The following is a 19,852-nucleotide window of genomic DNA, read 5'->3' as shown; positions in this document are numbered from 1 at the left end:
ATGATCGCGGAGAGTCGATTTCCGCGATCACATGCCGGGAGTCGGCGCCGCGGGTCTCGCACTAACCGAGCAGTCGCCTGGACGGAGAAGGCCGTAATGGCAGATCAGTCGGTGACTTCCAGCAGCCGCTCCAGTCCGTCGAGAATCAGTTCGAGGCCGAACTCGAACTCCGAGACGCCGTCGTGCTCGCCCTCGATGACCAGGCGGGTGAGCGCGTTCATGTGCGGGTGTGTCGATTCTGGAATGCGCGGCAAGAAATACGTCGCCGCCGAAACATATTCGGCTGGTTCCAGCGGAAAGGTCGACTCCCGCAGCGTGAATCCGTAGATGTGCGCGTCCATCGCGTTCCACGCCCGGTCAGCCTGCTGGTAGGTGAAACCGGCGGAGCGCAGGCAGCCGAGTGTGGCGTCGATGTAGCGCAGCATCGCCGGGCCGACGTTCACCCGCGAGCCGATCAGCCCGGTCGCCCAGGGGTGGCGGCGCAGCACCTCGTGCGCCGAGACGGCGCGGGTGCGCAGCGCCGCCCGCCAGTCTCCACCGATCTCCGGCACCGCCATCTCGGCGACCACCAGATCCGCGATCCCGTCGAGCAGGTCGTCCTTGTTGGCGACGTGGTTGTACAGCGACATCGCCTCCACGCCGACGGTCTGGGCCAGTTTGCGCATGGACAACGCGTCGAGTCCCTGCTCGTCGGCGAGACGGACGGCGGCTTGCAGGACGCGTTCGCGGGTGAGGCGGGCGCGCTCGGCGGTCCGACTCCCGCCGAGAACGAAGTACTGGTGCGGGTCAGGGCGGCCGCCGTCGCCTCGGGCGACGTGCACCTGCTCACCGGCAAGCCGTATCTCATCCGGCTGATGGGCTTCGGGGTGCGCAAGCCCAAGCATCCACTGATCGGCCACGATTTCGCGGGCGAAGTGGTGGCCGTCGGGACGGCGGTCACCTCCTGCCGGATCGGCGATCGCGTCTATGGGGCAACGAATTTCGGCGCGTTCGCCGAGTACGTCTGCGTCGACGCGGCGACGCTCGCGCCGATGCCCGCCGGTCTCTCCTTCGAACAAGCTGCCGCCGTTCCGGATTCGGGCATGACCGCGCTCCAGGGTCTGCGCGACGTCGGCGGGGTGCGCGCCGGGCAGTCGGTGCTGATCAACGGAGCGTCCGGCGGTGTAGGCAGTTTCGCGGTGCAGATCGCCAAGGCGCTCGGTGCGCGGGTGACGGCGGTGTGCAGCACCCGCCATGTCGAACACGTGCGCGGCCTCGGCGCGGATCGGGTGGTCGACTACACGACAGCGGATTTCGTCGAATCGGGCGAGCGCTACGACATGCTGCTCGACCTGGTCGGCAACCGCGGCCTCGCCGACTGCCGCAGGGTGCTCGCACCCGAAGGTGTTTTCGTGTCCTCGGCGGGCTCACCGGGCGGCGAGTGGATCGGTCCGGTGCTCTGGATCGGGCGGGTGGTCGTGGCCGACCTTTTCACCCGGCGGACCATGCGTCCGCTGCTGATGAAGCCGCGTAGAGCCGATCTGGAATTCCTGACCGAGCTCGTCGAGACCGGCAAGGTACGCCCGGTGATCGAGCGCGAATATCCGTTGCGCGACGCCGCCGCCGCGATCGCCCATGTCGCCGAGGGGCATGCCCAGGGCAAGACGGTGCTGGTCGTCGGGCGGCGGCCGTAGGTTCACCCCTGAAGCCGGTGCGGCGGATCGGAGACAGCCTCCGCGAAGCGCTCGGCCAGCGTGCGGACGCGCTCGACGAGCTCGGGCGGCTCGTGCACCCGGAAGGGGAAGTCGAACAGCGCCACGTAGATGGCGATTTCATCGAGCGAGTCGGAACCCGTTCGCAGCAGGCAACTTTCGTCGTCGATCGGTTCGATGACGCCCACCGTCGGCGCGATGCGGTCGGCGGCCGTCGCAGCGGGCACGCCCAGAGTGATACGGGCGGCGTAGCGATAGGGTGCGGTCGTCACGCCTCGCGAGACGTAGCCGGCCAGATCTATTTCGGGCGCCTCGCGCGGCGCGAATCGCGGGCCGGTGGGGATGCGCGGGTGCATTCGGTCGACCCGATAGGTGCGCCAGTCGGCGCGATCGACGTCCCAGCCGACGAGGTACCAGCGACGGCCGGTGTGCGCAAGCCGATGCGGCTCCGCGGTGCGTAGAACGCTCTCGCCCTCGTGGTTCCGGTAGTCGAAGCGCAGCCGGTGCTGATCGCGGATGGCGGCGGCGACGGCGGTGAGCACGTCTGGATCGACCGTCGCGCCCGCGGCGGGCACGGTGACCGTCACCGAGTGCAGCAGCCGCACGCGATGCCGCAACCGCGAGGGGAGCACCTGCTCGAGCTTGGTGAGCGCACGCAGCGAGCTGTCCTCGATACCGGCGATGGTGCCGCCCGCGGCGGTGCGCAGACCGACCGCGACGGCCACCGCCTCGTCGTCGTCGAGCAGCAGCGGAGGCAGTTTCGCCCCCGCGCCGAGCCGGTACCCCGCCACCCCGGCGGTGGCCTGCACCGGATAGCCGAGGGCGCGCAGCTTGTCGATGTCGCGGCGGACGGTGCGCACATCGACCTCGAGGCGCGCTGCCAGCTCGGCCCCGGTCCAGTCGCGCGGGGTTTGCAGCAGCGACAGCAGGCGCAGCAGCCGGGCGGAGGTCTCCAACATGTGAACGAGTCTGCCCGAAACCTAGGGCTGGAAGTGTCCTAGCTCTTCCGGATATTTCCGGCATGTCGCCGCGCGAACGAGCGCACAATCGATGGTCAGGACCGCGGTGAGCAGGAGCGATCGCCATGACCGAGCCGTTGCGGATGACGCAGGAGCATCGAGAGGCATTCTGGCGGCGCTGCGGCTGGTCACCCGAACAGCCCGAGACGCAGCGCCGCGCGATCGAGCAGCGCTGGGGCGACGAGTGGATCGACCTGGCCGAACTGCTCGGCTGGTGAGGCGCGTCGCTCAGTCCGCGCCGAGTTCGCCGGCGCGCCGCCACGAGTCACGCTCGGCGGCGAAGGCTTTCGCCTGAATGGCGCGGAAGCGGTCGATGTCGGCGGCGTTGCCTGCGAGGAACGCGCGGTAGTCCGCGAGCCGGAACTCGCCTTCCTCGGCGCGCACCTCCACCTTGCCCGCGGCGAAATCGGCTCGCATGTCGAGCAATTCCTCCGCGCTCACCGGGTACCAGCTGATGCGGTCGAAATACCGCAGCAGCCACGGTGTCTCGGTGGCGGCGTGGTTCCACACCTGGGTGGTACGTCCGACGAACTGGTAGCCGCCCGGTCCTTCCATGCCGTAGATGCACAGGTACGCGCCGCCGATCCCGACCGCGTTCTCCGGCGTCCAGGTGCGGGCGGGGTTGTATTTGGTGGTCACCAGCCGGTGGCGCGGATCGATCGGGGTGGCCACCGGCGCGCCGAGGTACACGTCGCCGAGGCCGAGCACCAGGTACTGCGCACCGAAGACGGTGTCGTAGACGTCCTGCACCGTGTCCAGCCCGTTCATGCGGCGGATGAACTCGATGTTCCACGGGCACCAAGGCGCGTCGGCGCGCACGCCGTGCATGTAGCGGGTGATCGCTTCCCGTGTCGCGGGATCGTCCCAGGAGAGCGGCAGGTGCACGGTGCGGCTCGGCACCACCAGATCCGCGCCCGACGGCAGCTCCCGCTCGGCTTCGGCGAGCAGGTCCAGCAGCATGGGCACCGGCAGGACGTGCGGATCGACGCGGATCTGCAAAGACCGCACACCAGGGGTCAGCTCGACCACCCCGCGCGGATTCGCCGCCAGTAGGTGCTGATGCAGCGCGTGCACGCGGGCCCGAAGGCCGAGATCCAACGTCATCGCGCCGTATTCGACGAGCACGCCGTCGTCGCCCGCCCTGCGGTACGTCACACCGGTCTCCGCGTCCGCCTCGGCGCGGCGCAGCACGCCGTCGTCGCCGTCGCCACCGCTGGAGAGCACCGAAGGCCACGAGGCGCGACGGCCGGGCCCGAGTTCGCGCAACGAGGCGGCGTGCTCGCGGCGCACCGGCACGAAGCGCACGGCGTCGCCGGGGCTGAGCTGCCCCAGCTTCCACCGGTCGGCCGCGACCACTGTGACCGGGCAGACGAAGCCGCCGAGGCTCGGACCGTCGGGACCGAGCAGGATCGGGGTGTCACCGGTGAAATCAAGCGCGCCAACGGAATACGGGGTGTCGTGAATGTTGGACGGGTGCAGGCCTGCTTCCCCGCCGTCGGTGCGAGCCCACTCGGGCTTGGGGCCGATCAACCGCACGCCGGTGCGGTCGGAGTTGAAGTGCACCTCGTAGTCGGTGCCGATGATGGTGTCGAAATCGGCGCGGGTGAAGAACTCCGGTGCGCCGTGCGGTCCCTCGGTGACGGCCAGTTCCCAGCGCTCGGCCAGCACCGGGCGGTCGTCGGCGGGCACGGCGGTCGCCAGGGGCTCGCGCGGCGCGCCCAACGGCAGGATCTCCCCGGCGCGCAGCGCGGCGCCATCGCTGCCGCCGAACCGGCCGAGTGTGAAAGTGGCCATGCTGCCGAGGTATTCGGGCACCTCGATGCCACCCGCGAACAGCACGTACGTGCGCATGCCGGGTCCGCGGATCGCGCCGACCTCCAGCACGCCGCCCGCGGGCACCAGGACCGTCCGCCACTGCTCGACGGGCGCGCCGTCCACCGTCACATCCGCCGGTGCGCCCGTTACGCACACCCACGTCGCGCTGGCGAACCGGAGCGCGGGCCCGCCGAGTGCGCATTCCAGCCCCGCCGCGCCCTCGGCATTGCCGAGCACCCGGTTGCCGAGCCGGAAGGACAGGTCGTCCATCGGGCCCGACGGCGGAACGCCGACATGCCAGTAGCCGACGCGACCCGGCCAATCCTGCACGGTGACGAGCATTCCGGGCCGCACGACCTCGACGGAGGCCGGCGCCTCGGCAACCTCGGGCTGCGAGGTCAGGACGGGGACCTCGACGATCGTCATCGCGTCACCACCATGCGCACGGGAGTGGGGTCGAAACCGTTGCACGGGTTGTTGATCTGCGGGCAGTTGGACACAAGCACCAACGTGTCGATCTCGGCGCGCAGCGTCACCTTCTTGCCCGGCGCGGACAACCCGTCCACGATGCCGAGGGTGCCGTCGGGCTCCACCGGAACGTTCATGAACCAGTTGATGTTCGACACCAGATCCCGTTTGCCGAGGTCCCATTTCATCGCCTCGGCGAGAAAGTTCTCCACGCAGGCGTGCTGGTGGCGGGTGTGGTGACCGTAGCGAAGGGTGTTGGACTCTTGCGAGCAGGCGCCCGCGATGGTGTCGTGGTTGCCGACTTCGTCGGCGAGCACCGTCATCAGCGCGGTGCCCGCCTCGGTCAGCAGCACGCTGCCCGTGGTCAGGAAGATATTGCGCTGGGCGGTGACGGTGGCCTGGGCGCTGTAGCGGTCGGCGGTGTCGGCGGCGGAGTAGAGCAGGCAGTCCACGGCCTGGTTGCCGTGCAGGTCGATGATCTCCAGTTGCTCGCCCGCGCGAACGATCGCCGACCACGGCGCGCGGGCGGGGACGGTCTCGTCGAGCACGACGCTGCGGGACAGGGTCGGGGTCATGCCGTCATCTCCAGGGTCATGGCCGTCCAGGCCGCTTCGGTGTTGTGCACGGCCCGTTGGTATTCCGGGTCGCCGTTGTGGTCCGCGGTCAGGTCCTCGGGCGCGGACCAGGCGACGATGTCGAGTTCGGTGGTGGCGCGCTCGTCGAGCGGGTGCGCGGCGTTGGCCACCAGCAGCGTCGCGGGGAGGTGGACGAGCAGGTCGACCGAGGAGCCCGCGGGCGCGCTGCCGGTGGCGTTCAGCGCGCCGTCGGGTGATACACGGACACCGCGAAAGAACGAGACGCTCGGGGCGATATCGCGCGGCGAGAGGCCCTGTTTGGCGCCCGCGAGGCGCAGCAGCTCGCGAGCCTCGGACGTGGGACCGCACAAGGTGTCGTGCTGGCCGGAGTTGTCGGCCAGCACGGTGGCCAGCACCCGGCCCTGATCGGTGAGCAGCGGATGACCTGTCGAAAGGTATGCCTGCCATGGCACTTTCACGGTGTCGGCGACGTTCAGCCGCTCCCACGGCGCGTCGGCGCGCAGCAGCAGTACGTGGGCGCAGGCGGACCCGGCGGGGTCGCTCAGCCGGACGCGGGTTCCCCGGCCCAGGACGACATTGGCGTAGCCGCCCGCCGGAATGCGCTGCGACCAAGTGACCTTCGCGGACGGCACGTCGGAGGACAGGTCCGGCCCGGCGATGGTCGCGGCCGCCGCCTGCGCGCGAGCGTGTGAGCGGGCGCCCCCGGTGGAGGCGGTGCCCGGGTTCCTTGGCTCGGTCATCGAGAATCCTTTCGAGAAGTACTCGTGCGCGGCGGTCGGCGGCCCGAACGCCGCGCACGGAACGAACGCGGTCAGGCCGGTTGCCCGGCGGGTTCGCCGCTCGCGGCGGTGCGCGGTGCGGCCACGACGAACCGGTGCACGAGCGCGCCGACCGCGGCCACGGCGAGCACGAAGAGCGGTGCGGCCCAGAGCATCCACCAGCCGCCGCCGTTCGGCGTGTACACCTCGGGGCGCGGCCAGGCCAGGTTGATCACCATGACGACGCCCCACACCACCGCCAGCGCGTTGACCGGAATGCCGAAGCGGCCCAGCCTGAACAGCGACTCGTCGGCGGCCTCCGCCGTGCGGCCCCAGCCCCGCAGCCGCCGGATCAACAGCGGCACGGTGACCAGCAGGTAGGCCAGGTACAGCGAGACGATGCAGACGCTGGCGAGCGTCGCGAAGATCGCGGCGTTGCCGAGATTCAGTGCCAGCAGGGCGATCCCGAGCAGGCCGATCACCACCGCGGGCAGCACCGGTGTGCCGTACCGGGGATGCACCGCGGCGAGCTGCCTGGCGAAGGGCAGCTTGCCGTCGCGGGCCATCGAGAACATGAGCCGCGAGCCCGCGGTCTGAATCGCCAAGGTGCACACCATGATCGCGACGGCGACGCAGCCGAGCAACACCTTGCCCGCCGGGCTGTCCAGCTTCGAGGTCAGGACGTAGGCGATTCCCTCGGTGGCCAGCGCGCCGTCGTCCAGGCTCGGTGCCGCCATCAGCGCGCCGAGCAGCATCAGTCCGCCGCCGAGCGCGGAGACCGACAGCGCGGTGAGAATGGTGCGCGGCGCGACCCGGCGCGGGTTCTTGGTCTCCTCGGAAAGCTCACCGGCGGAATCGAATCCGACCATCACGTAGGCGGCCATCAGGCCGGAGACCAGGAACGCGGCCCAGTACGGCCCCGGTGCGGCCTGATCGGTGTGCAGCACGACGCCCGGCCCGCGTTCGCTGTTCACGAAGAAGAGGCCGATGATCGCCGCGACGCCGACGATCTCGATGGTGACGCCGATGGAGTTGATCTTCGCCATCAGGTCGATGCCGATGACGTTGATCGTGGTGGTGACTATCAGCAGGATACTGCCGAGCAGCACCGCGTTGGTCGCGCCGGACGGGGAGGTGAGCGCGGTGTCCTCGCCGACGATCTGGAATCCGCTCCAGATCGTCGGCAGCACCACTTGGAGCGCGATGGCGGCCGCGGCCGCGGTGACGATCTGCGCGACGACCATCATCCAGCCGGCGAACCAGCCGACGAGCTCGCCGCCGAGCCGCCGCGACCACTGGTAGATGCAGCCGGAAAGTGGGTAGCGGGCGGCCAGTTCGGCGAAGTTCAGCGCGACGAGGAACTGCCCGGCGAAGACGATCGGCCAGGTCCAGAAGAAGGCGGCGCCGCCGAACGAGTAACCGAAGCCGAAGAACTGGAAGATCGTGGTGAGAATCGAGACGAACGAGAAGCCCGCCGCGAACGAGGCGTAGCGGCCCAGCTTGCGGTGGAGTACGGGCCGATAGCCGAAACTGGCGAGGTCGGCGCTGTCGACGTTGGCGTCGGAGGGCGGAGGCGGGGCGACTGTTGTGGCCATGGGCGGTGTCCTTCGGCGTGCGGCCAATACCTATCGCATGACAGTTTTGCGTCCGCGATCGCGGTTTCGGTGTCCGCCGTGTATCGCTTGCGGCAACGCCGGTAACTTCTGCGTTGCCTGAGTTTCTATCGAGTGACAGAAACCTCTCCGCCGGATGGCGGCCGCCGATGGCGCCGACCGCCGCCCTCGCTCACGATGCCAGAATGGGCAGGTGGCAAACCTCGGTCCCGGCCGTCCCCGTTCGGAACAGCGACCTCGCCGCGGTCACACGCCGCGCGCGGAAATCCTGGACGCGGCGGGCGAACTGTTCACCACCAACGGCTACGCCAACACCTCGACCAGGGCGGTGGCCGACGCCGTCGGCATCCGCCAGGCCTCCCTGTACCATCATTTCGCCGCCAAGGACGACATCCTCGACGCGCTGCTCGCCGAAACCATCGCCGCCCCAGTCGAACTCGCCGAGCGCCTGCGCGCCGACACGGACCCCGCGCCAACCCGGCTGTACGCGCTGGCCTGGTTCGACGTGCGACAACTCTGCGCCGCGCGCTGGAATCTCGGTGCGCTGTACCTGCTTCCCGAGCTGCGCACCGAGCGCTTCGCGGCGTTCCGTCTGCGCCGCGACGAATTGCGCGGGCACTACGAGACATTGGCCGAGGCCGTCATCGAAGGCGTGGGCGCGGCCGGTATTCCCGGCGCGGAGGTGCTGCCGTTCCGTCTCGTCGAGACGGTGATCAGCATCCGGTCCGACGAGGGGCGCGCGCCCACGTACGCCGAGCAGACCATTCCCGACGCCGCGCTGCGCATGCTCGGCTGGGCCGGTGACCTGGAGGAGGCGCGCTCCGACGCGGCGCTCCTGCTGGAGCGGCTCGCCGCGGACTGACGCCGCGGGCGGGTCAGCCCTTGCCGCGGCCCGCCTTGAAGCCGAAGTCCCAGTTGTACATCCGCGCGATCTCCATGACGCCGGCGCCCGGCCTACCCGCGGGCGGCCGGATGAAGGTGCCCTCGCGGCGGACCACCAACTCGCCGTTGATGTTCTCGATGTGCGCGAGCACGGCGTCGCGCGAGTCGTCCATGCAGCCGTCGAGCATCATCTCGATCGGCGGGCAGTTCAGCGGATAGAGCGTCGCGGTGGCGTGCACGCCGCGGAAATCGTTGGCGCCCTCGTAGATCGAGGTGAAGACCAGGATGCGGCGGAACTGGGCGGTGAAATCCAGGTTGATGTCCAGGTTCTCACCGGTGGCGCTGCTGCCGGTGCGGTCGTCTTGGTCCAGCCGGATGAACGGCGGACGATCGAGCGCGCCGAACGAGCGGTCCAGCGCGCGCACCGAGCCGATCCGGCCGTCGGCCAGCTCGAAGAAGCAGCTGAGATCCAGATCCAAGCCGCCTGCGCCGCGCCGCCTGCCGAACAGGCCACCGCCGCGCTGGGATTGGCTGGTCCAGTTCAAATTTATCCGCATGGTGCCGCGGGTCGCGCCCTGCTTGGTGAGCGACACCGAGGGCGCTTCCTTGGTGAGCGAGATCTTGCTCATGTTCACCGGTGCGCCACCGCCCTGCGGAGGCGGCGGGGGAGCGTATTGCTGTTGGGCGGGCGGCGGTGCGTACTGCTGCTGGGGCGGCGGTGGCGCGTACTGCTGCTGCGCGAATTGCGTTGGCGGCGGAGCGTATTGCTGCTGCGGCGGCGGGGGAGCGTACTGGTCCTGGGGTGGCGCGTACGGCTGCTGCTGCGGGGGCGGCGGCGCGTACTGTTGGGTCGGCGGCGGGGTGAACTGCTGGGTCGGCGCGGGCGGCGGCGTCTGCGGTGCCGCGGGGGCCGGAGCGTCGTCGACGCTGATGCCGAAATCCGTCGCCAGCCCGGCCAATCCGGAGTCGTAGCCCTGACCCACCGCCCGGAACTTCCATGCGCCCTGGCGGCGGTACAGCTCGCCGAGCACGAACGCGGTCTCGGTGGTGGCGTCGGTGCTGTCGAAGCGGGCCACCTCGGCGCCGTTCGAGGCGTCGAGCACCCGCACGTACAGGCCGCGGAACTGGCCGAAGGTGCCGCCGTCGGCGGATGCCGCGACGACGATGGTCTCGATCTGCGGTTCGACCTGGGCCAGCTGCACCGACAGCACGTCGAGCACGGTCGGACCCTGCTGCTTGCCCTCGTGCCGGACGGCGCCCGACGGGTGCTGCGGCTGGTTGTAGAAAACGAAGTCGTTGTCGGAGCGGACCTTTCCACCGGCCAGCAGCAGAGCCGAGGCATCCGCGTCCGGAATTCCTGGCCCCGATTGCCACCCCAGCTCGATGCGAACCGCGGACATCGGCACCGCAACGTTGGCGCCCTTCATCATCGACACGACTGTCAACGTATACGACGCGGGTGGTGCTCGTCATCAGTGTTCGCCGCCACGACGGAAGAACGGCGCGACCGGTTCGTCCGCACGCGAATTCAGCGCGTCGGCGGTGCGACGTTCCAGTGCGTGCTCAGCGCGCCCGCGATCTCCGGCAGGACCGTCACCGGAACCCGCTTGTGGCGCAGCATCTCCCGTATCTGCTTCACCTGATCGCGTTTGCGCAGGTCGTAAGCGCCCGACACGGGACGGACCACCGGCGGGATGGACAGCAGCACCAGTTCGCCGTGCCGCTCGTCGCCACCGGCCAGATCGAGCGCGAGCGACCAGCGCGCCCGCTCGTCGAGCGCGAATCGGCCCGCGATCACGCGATCCCATTCGATGCTCGACTCCGCCCACGGCGTGCGGCGATAGATGGCGCCCTCGGTGAGCAGGACCGCGTCCCGCCCGAAGAGCGCCACCAACAGCGCGATGCCGCCGACCCCGCCCGCGAGCAGGCCGGTGAACACCCGATTCAGCCCGAAACCGGTGACGATCGCGGCGCACACTAGAGCGGTCACCGCGATGCCGAGCACGCCGTACAGCATGGCTCGTCGAGTCGGGACGACGCCCGCGCGCACCATCGTCATTTCTGTCTCGCCTCCCGGGGAACTACGGGCTCACCGTACCGGCTCGCTCGGCGGGCAGGAACGCGGCGCACGCGACCGTCAGGCGCGCAGCGCGACCGCCGCCTCCGCGGTGTAGACCAGGAACTGCAAGCTCTGCTGGAAGTAGAGCCGCACCGAGTCGGCGTCGTGCGAGAGGTAGCCGATCGAAAGGTCCTGTCCGAGGCTCAGATCGAAGTCGCCGCCGCGGGTGGTCAGCACGAACGCGCCGTCGATGGCGGGCGCCCAGATGATCTCGCCCTCCGGGATGAGGCGCTCGATGTGGGTGCGGATCGGGTGGCCGTGGTCGGAGGTCTCGCTCACCGCGGTGTAGAGATCGGCGCTGAGCAGCACCGAGTACGGTCCGTCGACGCCGGCCAGGCGCAGCGCGCTCAGCGATTGCGCGACGGCCTCCGGGACGAGACGCGGATCGGTGGGCACCTGGATCGGTTCGTTCGACGAGCTCGCCCGGATACCGGTGATGTTCGCGCCGGGGTAGCCCTCGAAGATGGCGCGGTCCTCGGCGAAGGCGATGCGCCGCGCGGCCTCCTTCACCGGGTCGAGATCGGTGTCCTTGGCGCCGCGCTCGACGTTGTCGAGTTCCTCCCGCGAGAGCGTGAACGGCACCCGCAACTCGACCAGCGGCGCGACGACGCGCTGGCGCGCCTGCACGCCCTCGTCCGGCGCGTCGATCGGGGCGGTGCGACCGAGCCCGACGGCGGAGTAGTCGGCACCGTGCGGGCCGGACACGTCGACCACCCTGCGCCCCGCGATGTGCCGCTTGAAGGTGCGGGTGGCCTCTTCTTCGATCGCCGTCCATGCCTCGGAGGTGATCGGCGCGAGTTCGCGATGGAGGTTGTTCACGGCGTGCTCCTTTTCAACGTGCCGATACCGAGTGAGCCGTCGCCCGCTACGGCCGACTTGTCAACGTCGCTGGGCGGCAGAGATTCCCCGCCCGGCTCTGCGGCGGCCGCCGTCCCCGGCGCCGGCGGCAGGTCTTCGAAGAAATCCAGTGGCGGCGTGAAGAACAGCGTGCCGGTGACCGCGACCGAGAAGTCGAGAATGCGGTCGTAGGCCGCGTCCTCGGTGCCCTCGAACATCCGCGAGAGCATCGTCTCGGTGACGCTCGGGGTGGCCGCGTAGGCGATGTAGTAGGTGCCGAACCGGCCCTCGCGGACGCTGCCGAACGGCATGTTCGCGCGCACGATCTGGCGTTCGTTGCCGTCCGCGTCGACCAGGGTGTTCACCGCGACGTGCGAATCGGCGGGCTTGTCCTCGTCGGAGAGCTCGAAATCGTCCAGCTTGGTGCGGCCGATGATCTTCTCCTGCTGCTCGACCGTCAGCGCGCGCCAGTCGTCGAGCGGGTGCAGGTACTTCTGCACGACCACGTAACTGCCACCGGCGAATTCGGGATCCTCGTCACCGATCAGGGCGGCGCTCACCGCGGCCGCGCCCTCGGGGTTCTCGGTGCCGTCCACGAAACCGAGCAGGTCACGCTGCTCGAAATAACGGAAGCCGACGGTCTCGTCGACGATGGTCGCGGCGCCCGCGAGCCGGTCGCCGATCACCATCGCCAGCTCGAAACACGCGTCGTGCACCTCGGACCTGATGTGGAACAGCAGATCGCCCGGCGTGGACGGCGCCCGGTGGTGCGCGCCGGCGAACTCGCGCAGCGGATGCAACTCGGCGGGCCGCGGCCCGGCGAACAAGCGGTCCCACGCGTCCGAGCCGATCGAGGCGACACAGCTCAACCCGGCGCCGGGCAACCGGAAGCCGACCGAACGGCGCAAACCGGGCAGGTCGGCGAGCAGATCGCGCACCGCCGCTTCACCACCCTCGTCGATGGTGGCGACGAGGAAGATCGCGGCCGGTGTGAGCGGTTCGAGGATCGGCTGCGGCTCACCCATGATCAACAGAGTAGTTGGCGCGCCGGGGCGCGCGGGTTCGCGGGCCCTTTGTCTCGCTTCCCAGCGGTCGAGACTCGCGACTGCGTCGCATGCGCTTCGGCCGCTGGGAAGTGAGACGGCCGCGAACGGGCTCGCAAAGACTCGCCCTCGGGTGGCTGAGAGAGCGAGGAACGCGCGTTTCGTCTCGAGCGGGCGCTGATGGACGGGCGACCTACTTCGCGACGGTCAGCAAAAAGGCGACATCGTCGACCGCTTTCACGCTGTGCCGCGCCTTGGGGACGACGAGCAGGTCACCCGCCGAACCCTTCCATTCGTTCGCGCCGCTGATCAAGGTCAGGGTGCCGGTCAGAACCAGCAGGGTGGCATCGCCCGCGTTGTCGTGTTCGGCCAGGCTCTGGCCCGCCGTGAGGCCGACGACGGTCTGACGCAGCGTCTGGGCGTGGCCGCCGTAGATGGTCTGTGAGCTTCGCCCGCTGGTGGCAGTTGCGGCCAATTTCAATTGCTGGCGAGCGACCGCGGTCAGGGATTTCTTGTCCATGGACTGCCTTTCGCGTCACATCCGCCGGTGCAGGGCTGGTGTCACCGGCTCGGAGCGCTCGGGCGGACGATGGTCCGCACCGCCGCATATCCAGGAGTATGCCCGACCGGGACCGCTCGCGTGCCGGGTTTGCCGGGCCTGCCGGTCAGCGGCGTGTTGCCAGGCGGGCGGGTTCAGCCGGCGGCGCGGCGCAGATACCGCCGGATGCGGAAGCGCAGCCCGGTGGCGGACGTGCGCCATTCCTCGGGTTCGTCGGCGTGCCATTCCGGACCGATTTCTGGGGCGTGCGCGTCGCCCTGGACGCTGATCTCCACCTCGGTCACCACCAGCTCGGTCGCCAAATCCATGGCGGCCCGGTAGATTTCGCCGCCACCCGCGATCCACACCGGATCCGGCGCGCTCAGCTGGAGCGCCTCGGCGAGCGAACCGGCGCGTTCGGCGCCCGGCACGGACCAATTCGGCTGCCTGGTGACCACGATATTGCGCCGCCCGGCCAGCGGCCGGAACTTGGGCGGCAGCGAATCCCAGGTGCGCCTGCCCATGATCACCGGATGGCCCCAGGTCACGGTGCGGAAGTTGGCCATGTCCTCGGGGACGCGCCAAGGGATGGTGTTCTCGAAGCCGATCACGCCGTCGGGAGTCTGGGCCCAGATCAGGCCGACGGTGCGGGTGCGCACGGCCGCGTTCATACCGCCACCGGTGCCTTGATCGCCGGATGGTGTTGGTAGCCAACCACTTCGATGTCCTCGTAGGTGTAGTCGAACAAACTCGGCGCGCGGCGAAGGCGCAGCTCGGGGAACGGGTAGGGCGCACGGCCGAGTTGCTCGGTGACCTGCTCGACGTGGTTGTCGTAGATGTGGCAGTCGCCGCCGGTCCAGATGAAGTCGCCGGGTTCGAGCCCGCTCTGCTGCGCAACCATGTGGGTGAGCAGCGCGTAGCTGGCGATGTTGAACGGCACGCCGAGAAACAGGTCGGCGCTGCGCTGGTACAGCTGGCAGGACAGTTTGCCGTCGGCCACGTAGAACTGGAAGAACGCGTGACAGGGGGCGAGCGCCATCTTGTTCAGCTCGGCGACGTTCCACGCGGAGACGATGATGCGACGCGAATCAGGGTCGGTGCGCAGGGTGTCGAGCACCTGGGTGATCTGGTCGATGTGCGCGCCGTCGGGGGTCGGCCACGACCGCCACTGCACGCCGTAGACGGGGCCGAGTTCGCCCTGCGGGTCGGCCCACTCGTCCCAGATCGTGACGCCGTGCTCGCGCAGCCAGCCGACGTTGGAATCGCCGCGCAGGAACCACAGCAGTTCGTACACGATCGACTTGAGGTGCACCTTCTTGGTGGTGACCAGCGGGAAGCCCGCCGCTAGGTCGTAGCGGAGCTGGTGGCCGAACACGCTGCGGGTGCCGGTACCGGTGCGGTCCGCCTTCGCGGTCCCGGTATCCAGCACCAGCCGGAGCAAATCCTCGTACTGCGTATCCGTCGCCACGAGTGGCAAGCTTACTGTCCGCGTCCGGACGGACCGCGCCGCCCGGATTGCCGCGCGTGAGCGGTGTGATTGCCGCGCGGCGGCGGGGTGCTGGCAAGCTCGGGCACATGCGCAAGCTCTTCGTGATCGGTATCGGTGCGGGCGACCCCGACCAGGTGACGGTGCAGGCGATCAAGGCCATGCGGCAGGTCGACACGTTCTTCGTGATCGCCAAAGGCGTCGAGAAGCAGGAGTTGCTCGACGTGCGGACCACGATCCTTGCCGAGCACGTCGAGCGGCCCTACCGGGTCGTCGAGATCGCCGACCCGCCGCGCGACCGCGATCCCGCCGACTATCGCGGCGTCGTCGCGGACTGGCACGAGCGCAGGGCCACGCTGCTCGCGGAGGCCTTCGCAGCCGAGGAGGGCGTCGGCGGGATCCTCGTGTGGGGCGACCCTTCGCTCTACGACAGCACCCTGCGGATGGTGGAGCTGGTGTTGGACAGCGGGCGGACCGCCTTCGACTACGAGGTGATCCCCGGGGTGACCAGTGCGCAGGCGCTGGCCGCGCGGCATCGCATGGTGCTGCACCGGATCGGCGAGCCGGTGCACGTCACCACCGGCAGGCGGCTGCGCGAGGACGGGCTCGGCCCCGGCTCGACGCTGGTCATGCTGGACGGCGAGTGTTCCTTCACCGAGGTGCCCGGCGACGATTTGCGCATCTGGTGGGCCGCCTACCTCGGCATGCCGGACGAGACGCTCGTCGCGGGTCCGCTGCGCGAGGTGCAGGACGAAATTTTGCGGCGGCGGGCACAGTTGCGGGCCGAAAAGGGCTGGATCATGGACATCTATTTGTTGCGCCGCGACTGATCGTTCGTCCCCCGCGATTGTCGGTGGCCCCGGGTAGCCTGGGACGCGTGCCCGAGCTACCGGAAGTGGAGGCGTTGGCGCAGTTCCTGCGGGAGCACGCGGTCGGCGCGGTGGTGGGGCGTGTCGACGTCGCCGCGCTCAGCGCGGTCAAGACGTTCGATCCGCCGGTGACGGCGCTGTCCGGGCGGGACGTGACCGGCGCCGACCGCTGGGGCAAGTTCCTCGGCATGGACTGCTCGGGACTCTGGCTGATCACCCATCTGTCCCGCGGCGGCTGGCTGCGCTGGATCGACGAGCCGAGCCCGACGCCGCCGAAACCGGGCGGCAAGAGCCCGCTGGCGCTGCGGGTGCACTTCTTCACGCCCGAGGGCGCGACCCCCGCGTTCGACCTGACCGAGGCGGGTACCAAGAAGCGGCTCGCGGTGTACATCGTCGAGGATCCGAAGATGGTGCCAGGTATCGCACGGCTCGGCCCCGACGCGCTGGAGGTCACCGAGCCGCAGTTCGCCGAGATCCTGCGCGGCGCCTCGCAGCGGATCAAGACGGCGATCGTCGATCAGTCGCTGCTGGCGGGCGTCGGCAACGCCTACTCCGACGAGATCCTGCACGCCGCCAAGGTGTCGCCGTTCGCGAACACCAAGACCCTCTCCGCGGAGAAGATCGCGCAGCTGTACGAGGCGATGCGCACCGTGCTCACCGACGCGGTCCAGCGTTCGGTCGGCCAGGACGCGGCGCGGCTCAAGGGCGAGAAGCGTTCTGGCATGCGGGTACACGCGCGCACCGGGCTGCCGTGCCCGGTCTGCGGTGACACCGTCCGCGAGGTTTCCTACGCCGAACGGTCCTTCCAGTACTGCCCCAGCTGCCAGACCGGCGGCAAGGTGCTCGCCGACCGCAGGATGTCGCGCCTGCTGAAGTGAGCCGTCAGGTCAAGGTCGGCACGCGAATGCCGTCCCAGGCCAATCGTTTCGCGCGGTCCGGGTCGTGGGCCAGCCGGGTCGGATGGTCGATGATCAGCGTGGTCCTTGCGTCCTCGGTGTAGGCGGGCCAGTGCGGCAGCGGCGCGCCGGTGCGGGCGAAGGACAGCCAGTTGTCCTGGAACTGGTCGGTGACCGCGAGCAGACTGCGGCGACCGCCCGCCGCGGTGAAGGCGCGCCCGACCGGGCTGTCGGCGGCGCCGAAGACCGGGATCAAGTCGCTGGCGTGGGTCGCGCCGACGCCGGCGAGTCGCAGTGCGCGCGGCGCGAAGTCGTAGCGGTAGGCGTAGGTCGGGGCGTACCGGCTGTGCCCTTCCATCACCGTGACGGATGGACGCCAGAAGACGTAGTCACCGCCCATGCGCACCGCGGTCCGAGGCTGCGGGTAACCCGGATAGGCCGCCGCGACCTTGGCCTCGAATTCCGCACCCGCGCGGTCGAACAAGGCGTGCAAGCGTCTGGGATTGGTGGGCAGCTTGTCGGCGAACCGCGCGAACAGCGCGCCCTCGTCGCGATTCGTGCCGATGATCAGCGGCAACCGGTGCGCCGCGCCCGCGCCGATCGCGTCGACCGGAGATCGCGGCAGGAAATCGCCGTCGACGACCGGGCAGATGGGGAACAGGCCGGGCCGCTCGCTCAGCACCGCGTCGCTCGTGCGGTCGACGGCCCTGCGGATGTCGTTGGCGGGCGCATCGATCAGCGCGCGGGACGCGTCGGCGGGATCGGCGCCGAGCGCGTCGAGGCAGCGGCGGGCGAAGATCGCGGCGTCCTCGGCGCTCAATGACCAATCCGCGGGCGGACTTTGGGCGATGCCGCGGTGGAACAGTCCGCGCGCGGCGGGGGTGGCCAGCAGCGCGAGCACGGCGTGCGCGCCCGCGGATTCGCCGAAGATCGTGACATTGCCGGGGTCGCCGCCGAATCCGGCGATATTGCGCCGCACCCATTCCAGCGCGGCGACCTGATCACGCAGGCCGAGGTTGGCGTCGAACGGGCGTCGCGGCGTGCCGAAGGCGCTGAAGTCGACGTAACCGAACGCGCCGAGCCGGTAGTTCAGCGACACTACGACCGCGTCGCCGCGCAGCGCGAGCCGCGCGCCTGAATACAGCGCGAGCGCCGAGGTGCCGATCAGGTAACCGCCGCCGTGGATGAACACCAGCACCGGTCGGGGGCCGGTGGACGGCGCCGCGGGGGCGGTGACATTCAGTGTCAGCGAGTCTTCGCTGGTCGGCTGGTAAGCCCTCGGGCCGATGCGGGCGCCCGCCCTGTGCTGCATGGACGCGAAGCCGAACTCGGTGGCCGTGCGCACCCCGGACCACGGGCGCACCGGTTGCGGCGCGCGAAATCGGAGGTCTCCCACCGGCGGCGCGGCGTAGGGCAGTGAGCGCCAGCGCAGGACGCGGCGGCCACGGCGACCGCGGACGACACCGTCGGCGGTCTCGATGTCGATCGTTGCCACCATTGATCGATGGTAGCTACGAGCGGCGGGCCTCCAACAGACGCAACCAGATCTCGCTGACCGTCGGATAGGCGGGTACGGCGTGCCATAAGGTGTCGAGCGGAACCTTGCCGACGACCGCGATGGTGGCGGCGTGCAGCAGCTCGCCGATCTCCGGCCCGACGAAGGTCGCGCCGAGCAAGGTGTCGGCGGCGGTGTCGACGACGATCTTGGCTCGGCCGGAATAGTTCTCGCGGGCGAGCGACGACCCGGCGACCGCGATATCGATCTCCACGGTGTCGACGTCGTAACCCGCGCGGCGGGCCGCTTCCTCGGTGAGGCCGACCGAGGCGACCTCGGGGCTGGTGAACACCACCTGCGGGACCTGCTCGTGGTCGGCGGTCGCGGCATAACGCGCTCCGTCGAGCGGGCGGCCCTCGGCGCGCGCGGCGATCACGTCGCCGCAGATCCTGGCCTGGTATTTGCCCATATGTGTCAGCGCTGGACCGTGATTCACGTCGCCCACCGCGTACAGCCAGTCGCCGGGAACGTCGCGTGCGGAGAGGTGATCGTCGACCTCGACGTAACCGTCGGCCAATCCGACTGCGGCGAGCCCGAGTTCCGCGGTCGCGGGCCCGCGCCCGGCCGCGACGACGATCTCGTCGGCCTCGATCGATTCGATGCGCGCGCCGCGGGTCCGCACGGTGACGGCGCCGCCGTGGATCCGGCCCTCGCCGGTGTCCTTCGGCTCCGTGCGCGTGACACTCTCCGGTTCGGTTTCGAACAGCACCCGCACGCCCGCCTCGGCCAGCGCGCTCGCCACCCGCTCGCGCGCGAACGGCTCGGCGTTGGCGAGCAGGGCCTTGCCGCGCACCAGCATGGTGACCTCGGAGCCGAGCGTGGCGAGCCAGGTCGCCGATTCACAGGCGACGACACCGCCGCCGACGATCACCGCGCGTCCCGGGACCTCGTGCAGGTTGGTCGCGTCGCGGGAGATCCACGGGAGGGCGTCGCGCAGGCCGGGCACGTCGGGCACTCGGGCTCTGGTTCCGGTCGCGAGCACCACCGCGTGCCTGGCCCGCAGCGTGCGGCCGTCGACCTCGACGAGGCGTTCCCCGGCGAGTCGCCCGACGCCGCGAATCACCGCGATGCGGCTGTGCTCGGCCCAATCGACCTGGCCGGAGTCGTCGTGGTTGTGCACGATCCGGTCCCGGTGGGCGAGCACGGCCTCGACATCCAAGCCCTTCGCGTCGATGCCCGGCATGGCGCGGGCGGCGGCGAGCAGATGCCCGGGGCGCAGCAGCGCCTTGCTCGGCATGCAGGCCCAGTACGAGCATTCGCCGCCGAGCAGTTCTTGCTCGACGATCGCGGCGGTGCGGTCGCTGCCCGCGATGGCGTAGGCGGCGGCGTTCTCCCCGGCGGGTCCGCCGCCGATCACGATGACGTCGTACTCGCCGGACGGCTCGGAACTCACTGCAGGTAGCCCTCGACCTGGCGCGGCGAGCTCACCTGGGCGTCGTCCGGGGAGGCGCCCACGTCGATCCTGGCCCTGCGCTGGCGCAGCAGGTCCCAGCACTGGTCGAGCATCACCTCCAGCTCGGCCAGCCGCTGCCGTTCGGTCACCGGGTCCACCTCGCCCGCGGTCGCCTTCGAGCGCAGCCTGTGCTCGTCGTCGACCAGTTGCTTGATGCGTTCCAGGATGTCCTGTTCGGTCATGAGTCACCACTTCGATACTCGGAGGTATGCGG

At 69.9% G+C, this 19,852-nt stretch carries 21 protein-coding genes; 5 read left to right on the top strand and 16 right to left on the bottom strand.

All coding sequences use genetic code 11. From position 1 onward, the window contains the following. Nucleotides 1-104: 104 nt before the first annotated feature. Nucleotides 105-821: a TetR/AcrR family transcriptional regulator C-terminal domain-containing protein gene (locus tag NX1_RS01235; RefSeq protein WP_084500856.1), complete on the bottom strand. Its 717-nt coding sequence runs from the start codon at nt 819-821 to the stop codon at nt 105-107. Here NX1_RS01235 and NX1_RS01230 point away from each other — a divergent pair. Next, nucleotides 780-1,673, top strand: coding sequence for an NAD(P)-dependent alcohol dehydrogenase (locus NX1_RS01230; protein WP_245668256.1), 894 nt, complete (start codon nt 780-782; stop codon nt 1,671-1,673). The genes NX1_RS01235 and NX1_RS01230 overlap by 42 nt on opposite strands. A 2-nt stretch (nt 1,674-1,675) precedes the next feature. Here NX1_RS01230 and NX1_RS01225 read toward each other — a convergent pair whose 3' ends face one another. Continuing rightward, nucleotides 1,676-2,650, bottom strand: a complete 975-nt coding sequence (locus NX1_RS01225; RefSeq protein ID WP_068052241.1) for a helix-turn-helix transcriptional regulator — start codon at nt 2,648-2,650, stop codon at nt 1,676-1,678. A 125-nt stretch (nt 2,651-2,775) separates the two neighbouring features. On the opposite strand from NX1_RS01225, the gene NX1_RS36755 reads away from it, so the two are divergent. After that, nucleotides 2,776-2,928: a hypothetical protein gene (locus NX1_RS36755; RefSeq protein WP_169812154.1), complete on the top strand. Its 153-nt coding sequence runs from the start codon at nt 2,776-2,778 to the stop codon at nt 2,926-2,928. A gap of 10 nt (nt 2,929-2,938) precedes the next feature. Here the strand turns inward: NX1_RS36755 and NX1_RS01220 are convergent, their stop codons facing one another. The 4 genes from NX1_RS01220 to NX1_RS01205 all read right to left on the bottom strand — a co-directional run bounded on the left by NX1_RS01220 (nt 2,939) and on the right by NX1_RS01205 (nt 7,942). Next, the gene (locus NX1_RS01220; protein WP_084500759.1) at nt 2,939-4,951 is read right to left on the bottom strand and encodes a 5-oxoprolinase/urea amidolyase family protein; all 2,013 of its coding nucleotides are present in this window, start codon (nt 4,949-4,951) and stop codon (nt 2,939-2,941) included. After that, complete coding sequence (locus NX1_RS01215) at nt 4,948-5,568, bottom strand: urea amidolyase associated protein UAAP2 (protein ID WP_068052235.1); 621 nt, start codon at nt 5,566-5,568, stop codon at nt 4,948-4,950. The genes NX1_RS01220 and NX1_RS01215 overlap by 4 nt, the downstream gene beginning before the upstream one ends. Next, the gene (locus tag NX1_RS01210; protein ID WP_068052233.1) at nt 5,565-6,329 is read right to left on the bottom strand and encodes a DUF1989 domain-containing protein; all 765 of its coding nucleotides are present in this window, start codon (nt 6,327-6,329) and stop codon (nt 5,565-5,567) included. Before NX1_RS01210 ends, NX1_RS01215 begins: the two co-directional genes overlap by 4 nt. A 71-nt stretch (nt 6,330-6,400) precedes the next feature. After that, a complete protein-coding gene (locus tag NX1_RS01205) occupies nt 6,401-7,942 on the bottom strand; it encodes an amino acid permease (protein WP_068052231.1) in 1,542 nt (513 codons plus the stop codon). A gap of 211 nt (nt 7,943-8,153) precedes the next feature. Between NX1_RS01205 and NX1_RS01200 the strand changes: the two genes are divergently transcribed. Then, nucleotides 8,154-8,822, top strand: a complete 669-nt coding sequence (locus tag NX1_RS01200; RefSeq protein ID WP_068052853.1) for a TetR/AcrR family transcriptional regulator — start codon at nt 8,154-8,156, stop codon at nt 8,820-8,822. A 13-nt stretch (nt 8,823-8,835) separates the two neighbouring features. On the opposite strand, the gene NX1_RS01195 is transcribed toward NX1_RS01200, so the two are convergent. The 7 genes from NX1_RS01195 to NX1_RS01165 form a co-directional block, all read right to left on the bottom strand. Continuing rightward, complete coding sequence (locus NX1_RS01195; protein WP_169812159.1) at nt 8,836-10,272, bottom strand: TerD family protein; 1,437 nt, start codon at nt 10,270-10,272, stop codon at nt 8,836-8,838. A 98-nt stretch (nt 10,273-10,370) separates the two neighbouring features. After that, the gene (locus NX1_RS01190) at nt 10,371-10,901 is read right to left on the bottom strand and encodes a hypothetical protein (protein WP_068052221.1); all 531 of its coding nucleotides are present in this window, start codon (nt 10,899-10,901) and stop codon (nt 10,371-10,373) included. Nucleotides 10,902-10,979: 78 nt separating this feature from the next. Continuing rightward, nucleotides 10,980-11,780, bottom strand: a complete 801-nt coding sequence (locus NX1_RS01185; protein ID WP_068052219.1) for a family 1 encapsulin nanocompartment shell protein — start codon at nt 11,778-11,780, stop codon at nt 10,980-10,982. Then, the gene (locus tag NX1_RS01180) at nt 11,777-12,823 is read right to left on the bottom strand and encodes a Dyp-type peroxidase (RefSeq protein WP_068052214.1); all 1,047 of its coding nucleotides are present in this window, start codon (nt 12,821-12,823) and stop codon (nt 11,777-11,779) included. The genes NX1_RS01185 and NX1_RS01180 overlap by 4 nt, the downstream gene beginning before the upstream one ends. Nucleotides 12,824-13,034: 211 nt before the next feature. Beyond that, a complete protein-coding gene (locus NX1_RS01175) occupies nt 13,035-13,361 on the bottom strand; it encodes a cupin domain-containing protein (protein WP_068052211.1) in 327 nt (108 codons plus the stop codon). A 173-nt stretch (nt 13,362-13,534) separates the two neighbouring features. Continuing rightward, nucleotides 13,535-14,050 (bottom strand): dihydrofolate reductase, encoded by a 516-nt coding sequence (locus NX1_RS01170; RefSeq protein ID WP_068052208.1) that lies wholly within the window; start codon nt 14,048-14,050, stop codon nt 13,535-13,537. Continuing rightward, nucleotides 14,047-14,847 carry a thymidylate synthase gene (locus tag NX1_RS01165; protein ID WP_068052205.1) on the bottom strand — a complete coding sequence of 267 codons (801 nt, stop codon included), beginning with the start codon at nt 14,845-14,847 and terminating at the stop codon, nt 14,047-14,049. The genes NX1_RS01170 and NX1_RS01165 overlap by 4 nt, the downstream gene beginning before the upstream one ends. Before the next feature lie 107 nt (nt 14,848-14,954). Here NX1_RS01165 and cobF point away from each other — a divergent pair, with 107 nt between their 5' ends. Both cobF and NX1_RS01155 read left to right on the top strand, forming a co-directional pair. Further along, complete coding sequence (gene cobF, locus NX1_RS01160) at nt 14,955-15,695, top strand: precorrin-6A synthase (deacetylating) (RefSeq protein ID WP_068052850.1); 741 nt, start codon at nt 14,955-14,957, stop codon at nt 15,693-15,695. Between the two features lie 47 nt (nt 15,696-15,742). After that, entirely contained in the window at nt 15,743-16,612 is an 870-nt protein-coding gene (locus tag NX1_RS01155) for an Fpg/Nei family DNA glycosylase (RefSeq protein WP_068052202.1), read from the top strand. A gap of 4 nt (nt 16,613-16,616) precedes the next feature. On the opposite strand, the gene NX1_RS01150 is transcribed toward NX1_RS01155, so the two are convergent. The 3 genes from NX1_RS01150 to NX1_RS01140 are packed head-to-tail and all read right to left on the bottom strand — an operon-like array spanning nt 16,617 to nt 19,820. Next, the gene (locus NX1_RS01150) at nt 16,617-18,128 is read right to left on the bottom strand and encodes a carboxylesterase/lipase family protein (protein ID WP_068052200.1); all 1,512 of its coding nucleotides are present in this window, start codon (nt 18,126-18,128) and stop codon (nt 16,617-16,619) included. A 13-nt stretch (nt 18,129-18,141) separates the two neighbouring features. Beyond that, the gene (locus tag NX1_RS01145; RefSeq protein ID WP_068052197.1) at nt 18,142-19,578 is read right to left on the bottom strand and encodes a dihydrolipoyl dehydrogenase family protein; all 1,437 of its coding nucleotides are present in this window, start codon (nt 19,576-19,578) and stop codon (nt 18,142-18,144) included. After that, on the bottom strand, nt 19,575-19,820 hold the full coding sequence (locus NX1_RS01140; RefSeq protein ID WP_068052194.1) for a DUF2630 family protein: 246 nt from the start codon (nt 19,818-19,820) through the stop codon (nt 19,575-19,577). The genes NX1_RS01145 and NX1_RS01140 overlap by 4 nt, the downstream gene beginning before the upstream one ends. Between the last annotated feature and the right edge of the window lie 32 nt (nt 19,821-19,852).

Origin of the sequence: Nocardia xishanensis NBRC 101358 (genome assembly GCF_001613365.1) — a bacterium.
In the GTDB taxonomy this organism is placed as follows: Bacteria; Actinomycetota; Actinomycetes; order Mycobacteriales; family Mycobacteriaceae; genus Nocardia; species Nocardia xishanensis.
The sequence above is the reverse complement of the archived record's forward strand: the minus strand, read 5'-3'. Positions and strand labels throughout refer to the sequence as shown.

Excerpts from the sequence above, each read along its gene's own strand:
- NX1_RS01195 (WP_169812159.1), bottom strand. The coding sequence starts at position 10,272 with ATGATGAAGGGCGCCAACGTTGCGGTGCCGATGTCCGCGGTTCGCATC.
- NX1_RS36755 (WP_169812154.1), top strand. The coding sequence starts at position 2,776 with ATGACCGAGCCGTTGCGGATGACGCAGGAGCATCGAGAGGCATTCTGG.
- cobF (WP_068052850.1), top strand. The coding sequence starts at position 14,955 with ATGCGCAAGCTCTTCGTGATCGGTATCGGTGCGGGCGACCCCGACCAG.
- NX1_RS01140 (WP_068052194.1), bottom strand. The coding sequence starts at position 19,820 with ATGACCGAACAGGACATCCTGGAACGCATCAAGCAACTGGTCGACGAC.
- NX1_RS01205 (WP_068052231.1), bottom strand. The coding sequence starts at position 7,942 with ATGGCCACAACAGTCGCCCCGCCTCCGCCCTCCGACGCCAACGTCGAC.
- NX1_RS01180 (WP_068052214.1), bottom strand. The coding sequence starts at position 12,823 with ATGGGTGAGCCGCAGCCGATCCTCGAACCGCTCACACCGGCCGCGATC.
- NX1_RS01175 (WP_068052211.1), bottom strand. The coding sequence starts at position 13,361 with ATGGACAAGAAATCCCTGACCGCGGTCGCTCGCCAGCAATTGAAATTG.
- NX1_RS01215 (WP_068052235.1), bottom strand. The coding sequence starts at position 5,568 with ATGACCCCGACCCTGTCCCGCAGCGTCGTGCTCGACGAGACCGTCCCC.
- NX1_RS01170 (WP_068052208.1), bottom strand. The coding sequence starts at position 14,050 with ATGAACGCGGCCGTGCGCACCCGCACCGTCGGCCTGATCTGGGCCCAG.
- NX1_RS01210 (WP_068052233.1), bottom strand. The coding sequence starts at position 6,329 with ATGACCGAGCCAAGGAACCCGGGCACCGCCTCCACCGGGGGCGCCCGC.
- NX1_RS01150 (WP_068052200.1), bottom strand. The coding sequence starts at position 18,128 with ATGGTGGCAACGATCGACATCGAGACCGCCGACGGTGTCGTCCGCGGT.
- NX1_RS01220 (WP_084500759.1), bottom strand. The coding sequence starts at position 4,951 with ATGACGATCGTCGAGGTCCCCGTCCTGACCTCGCAGCCCGAGGTTGCC.
- NX1_RS01190 (WP_068052221.1), bottom strand. The coding sequence starts at position 10,901 with ATGACGATGGTGCGCGCGGGCGTCGTCCCGACTCGACGAGCCATGCTG.
- NX1_RS01225 (WP_068052241.1), bottom strand. The coding sequence starts at position 2,650 with ATGTTGGAGACCTCCGCCCGGCTGCTGCGCCTGCTGTCGCTGCTGCAA.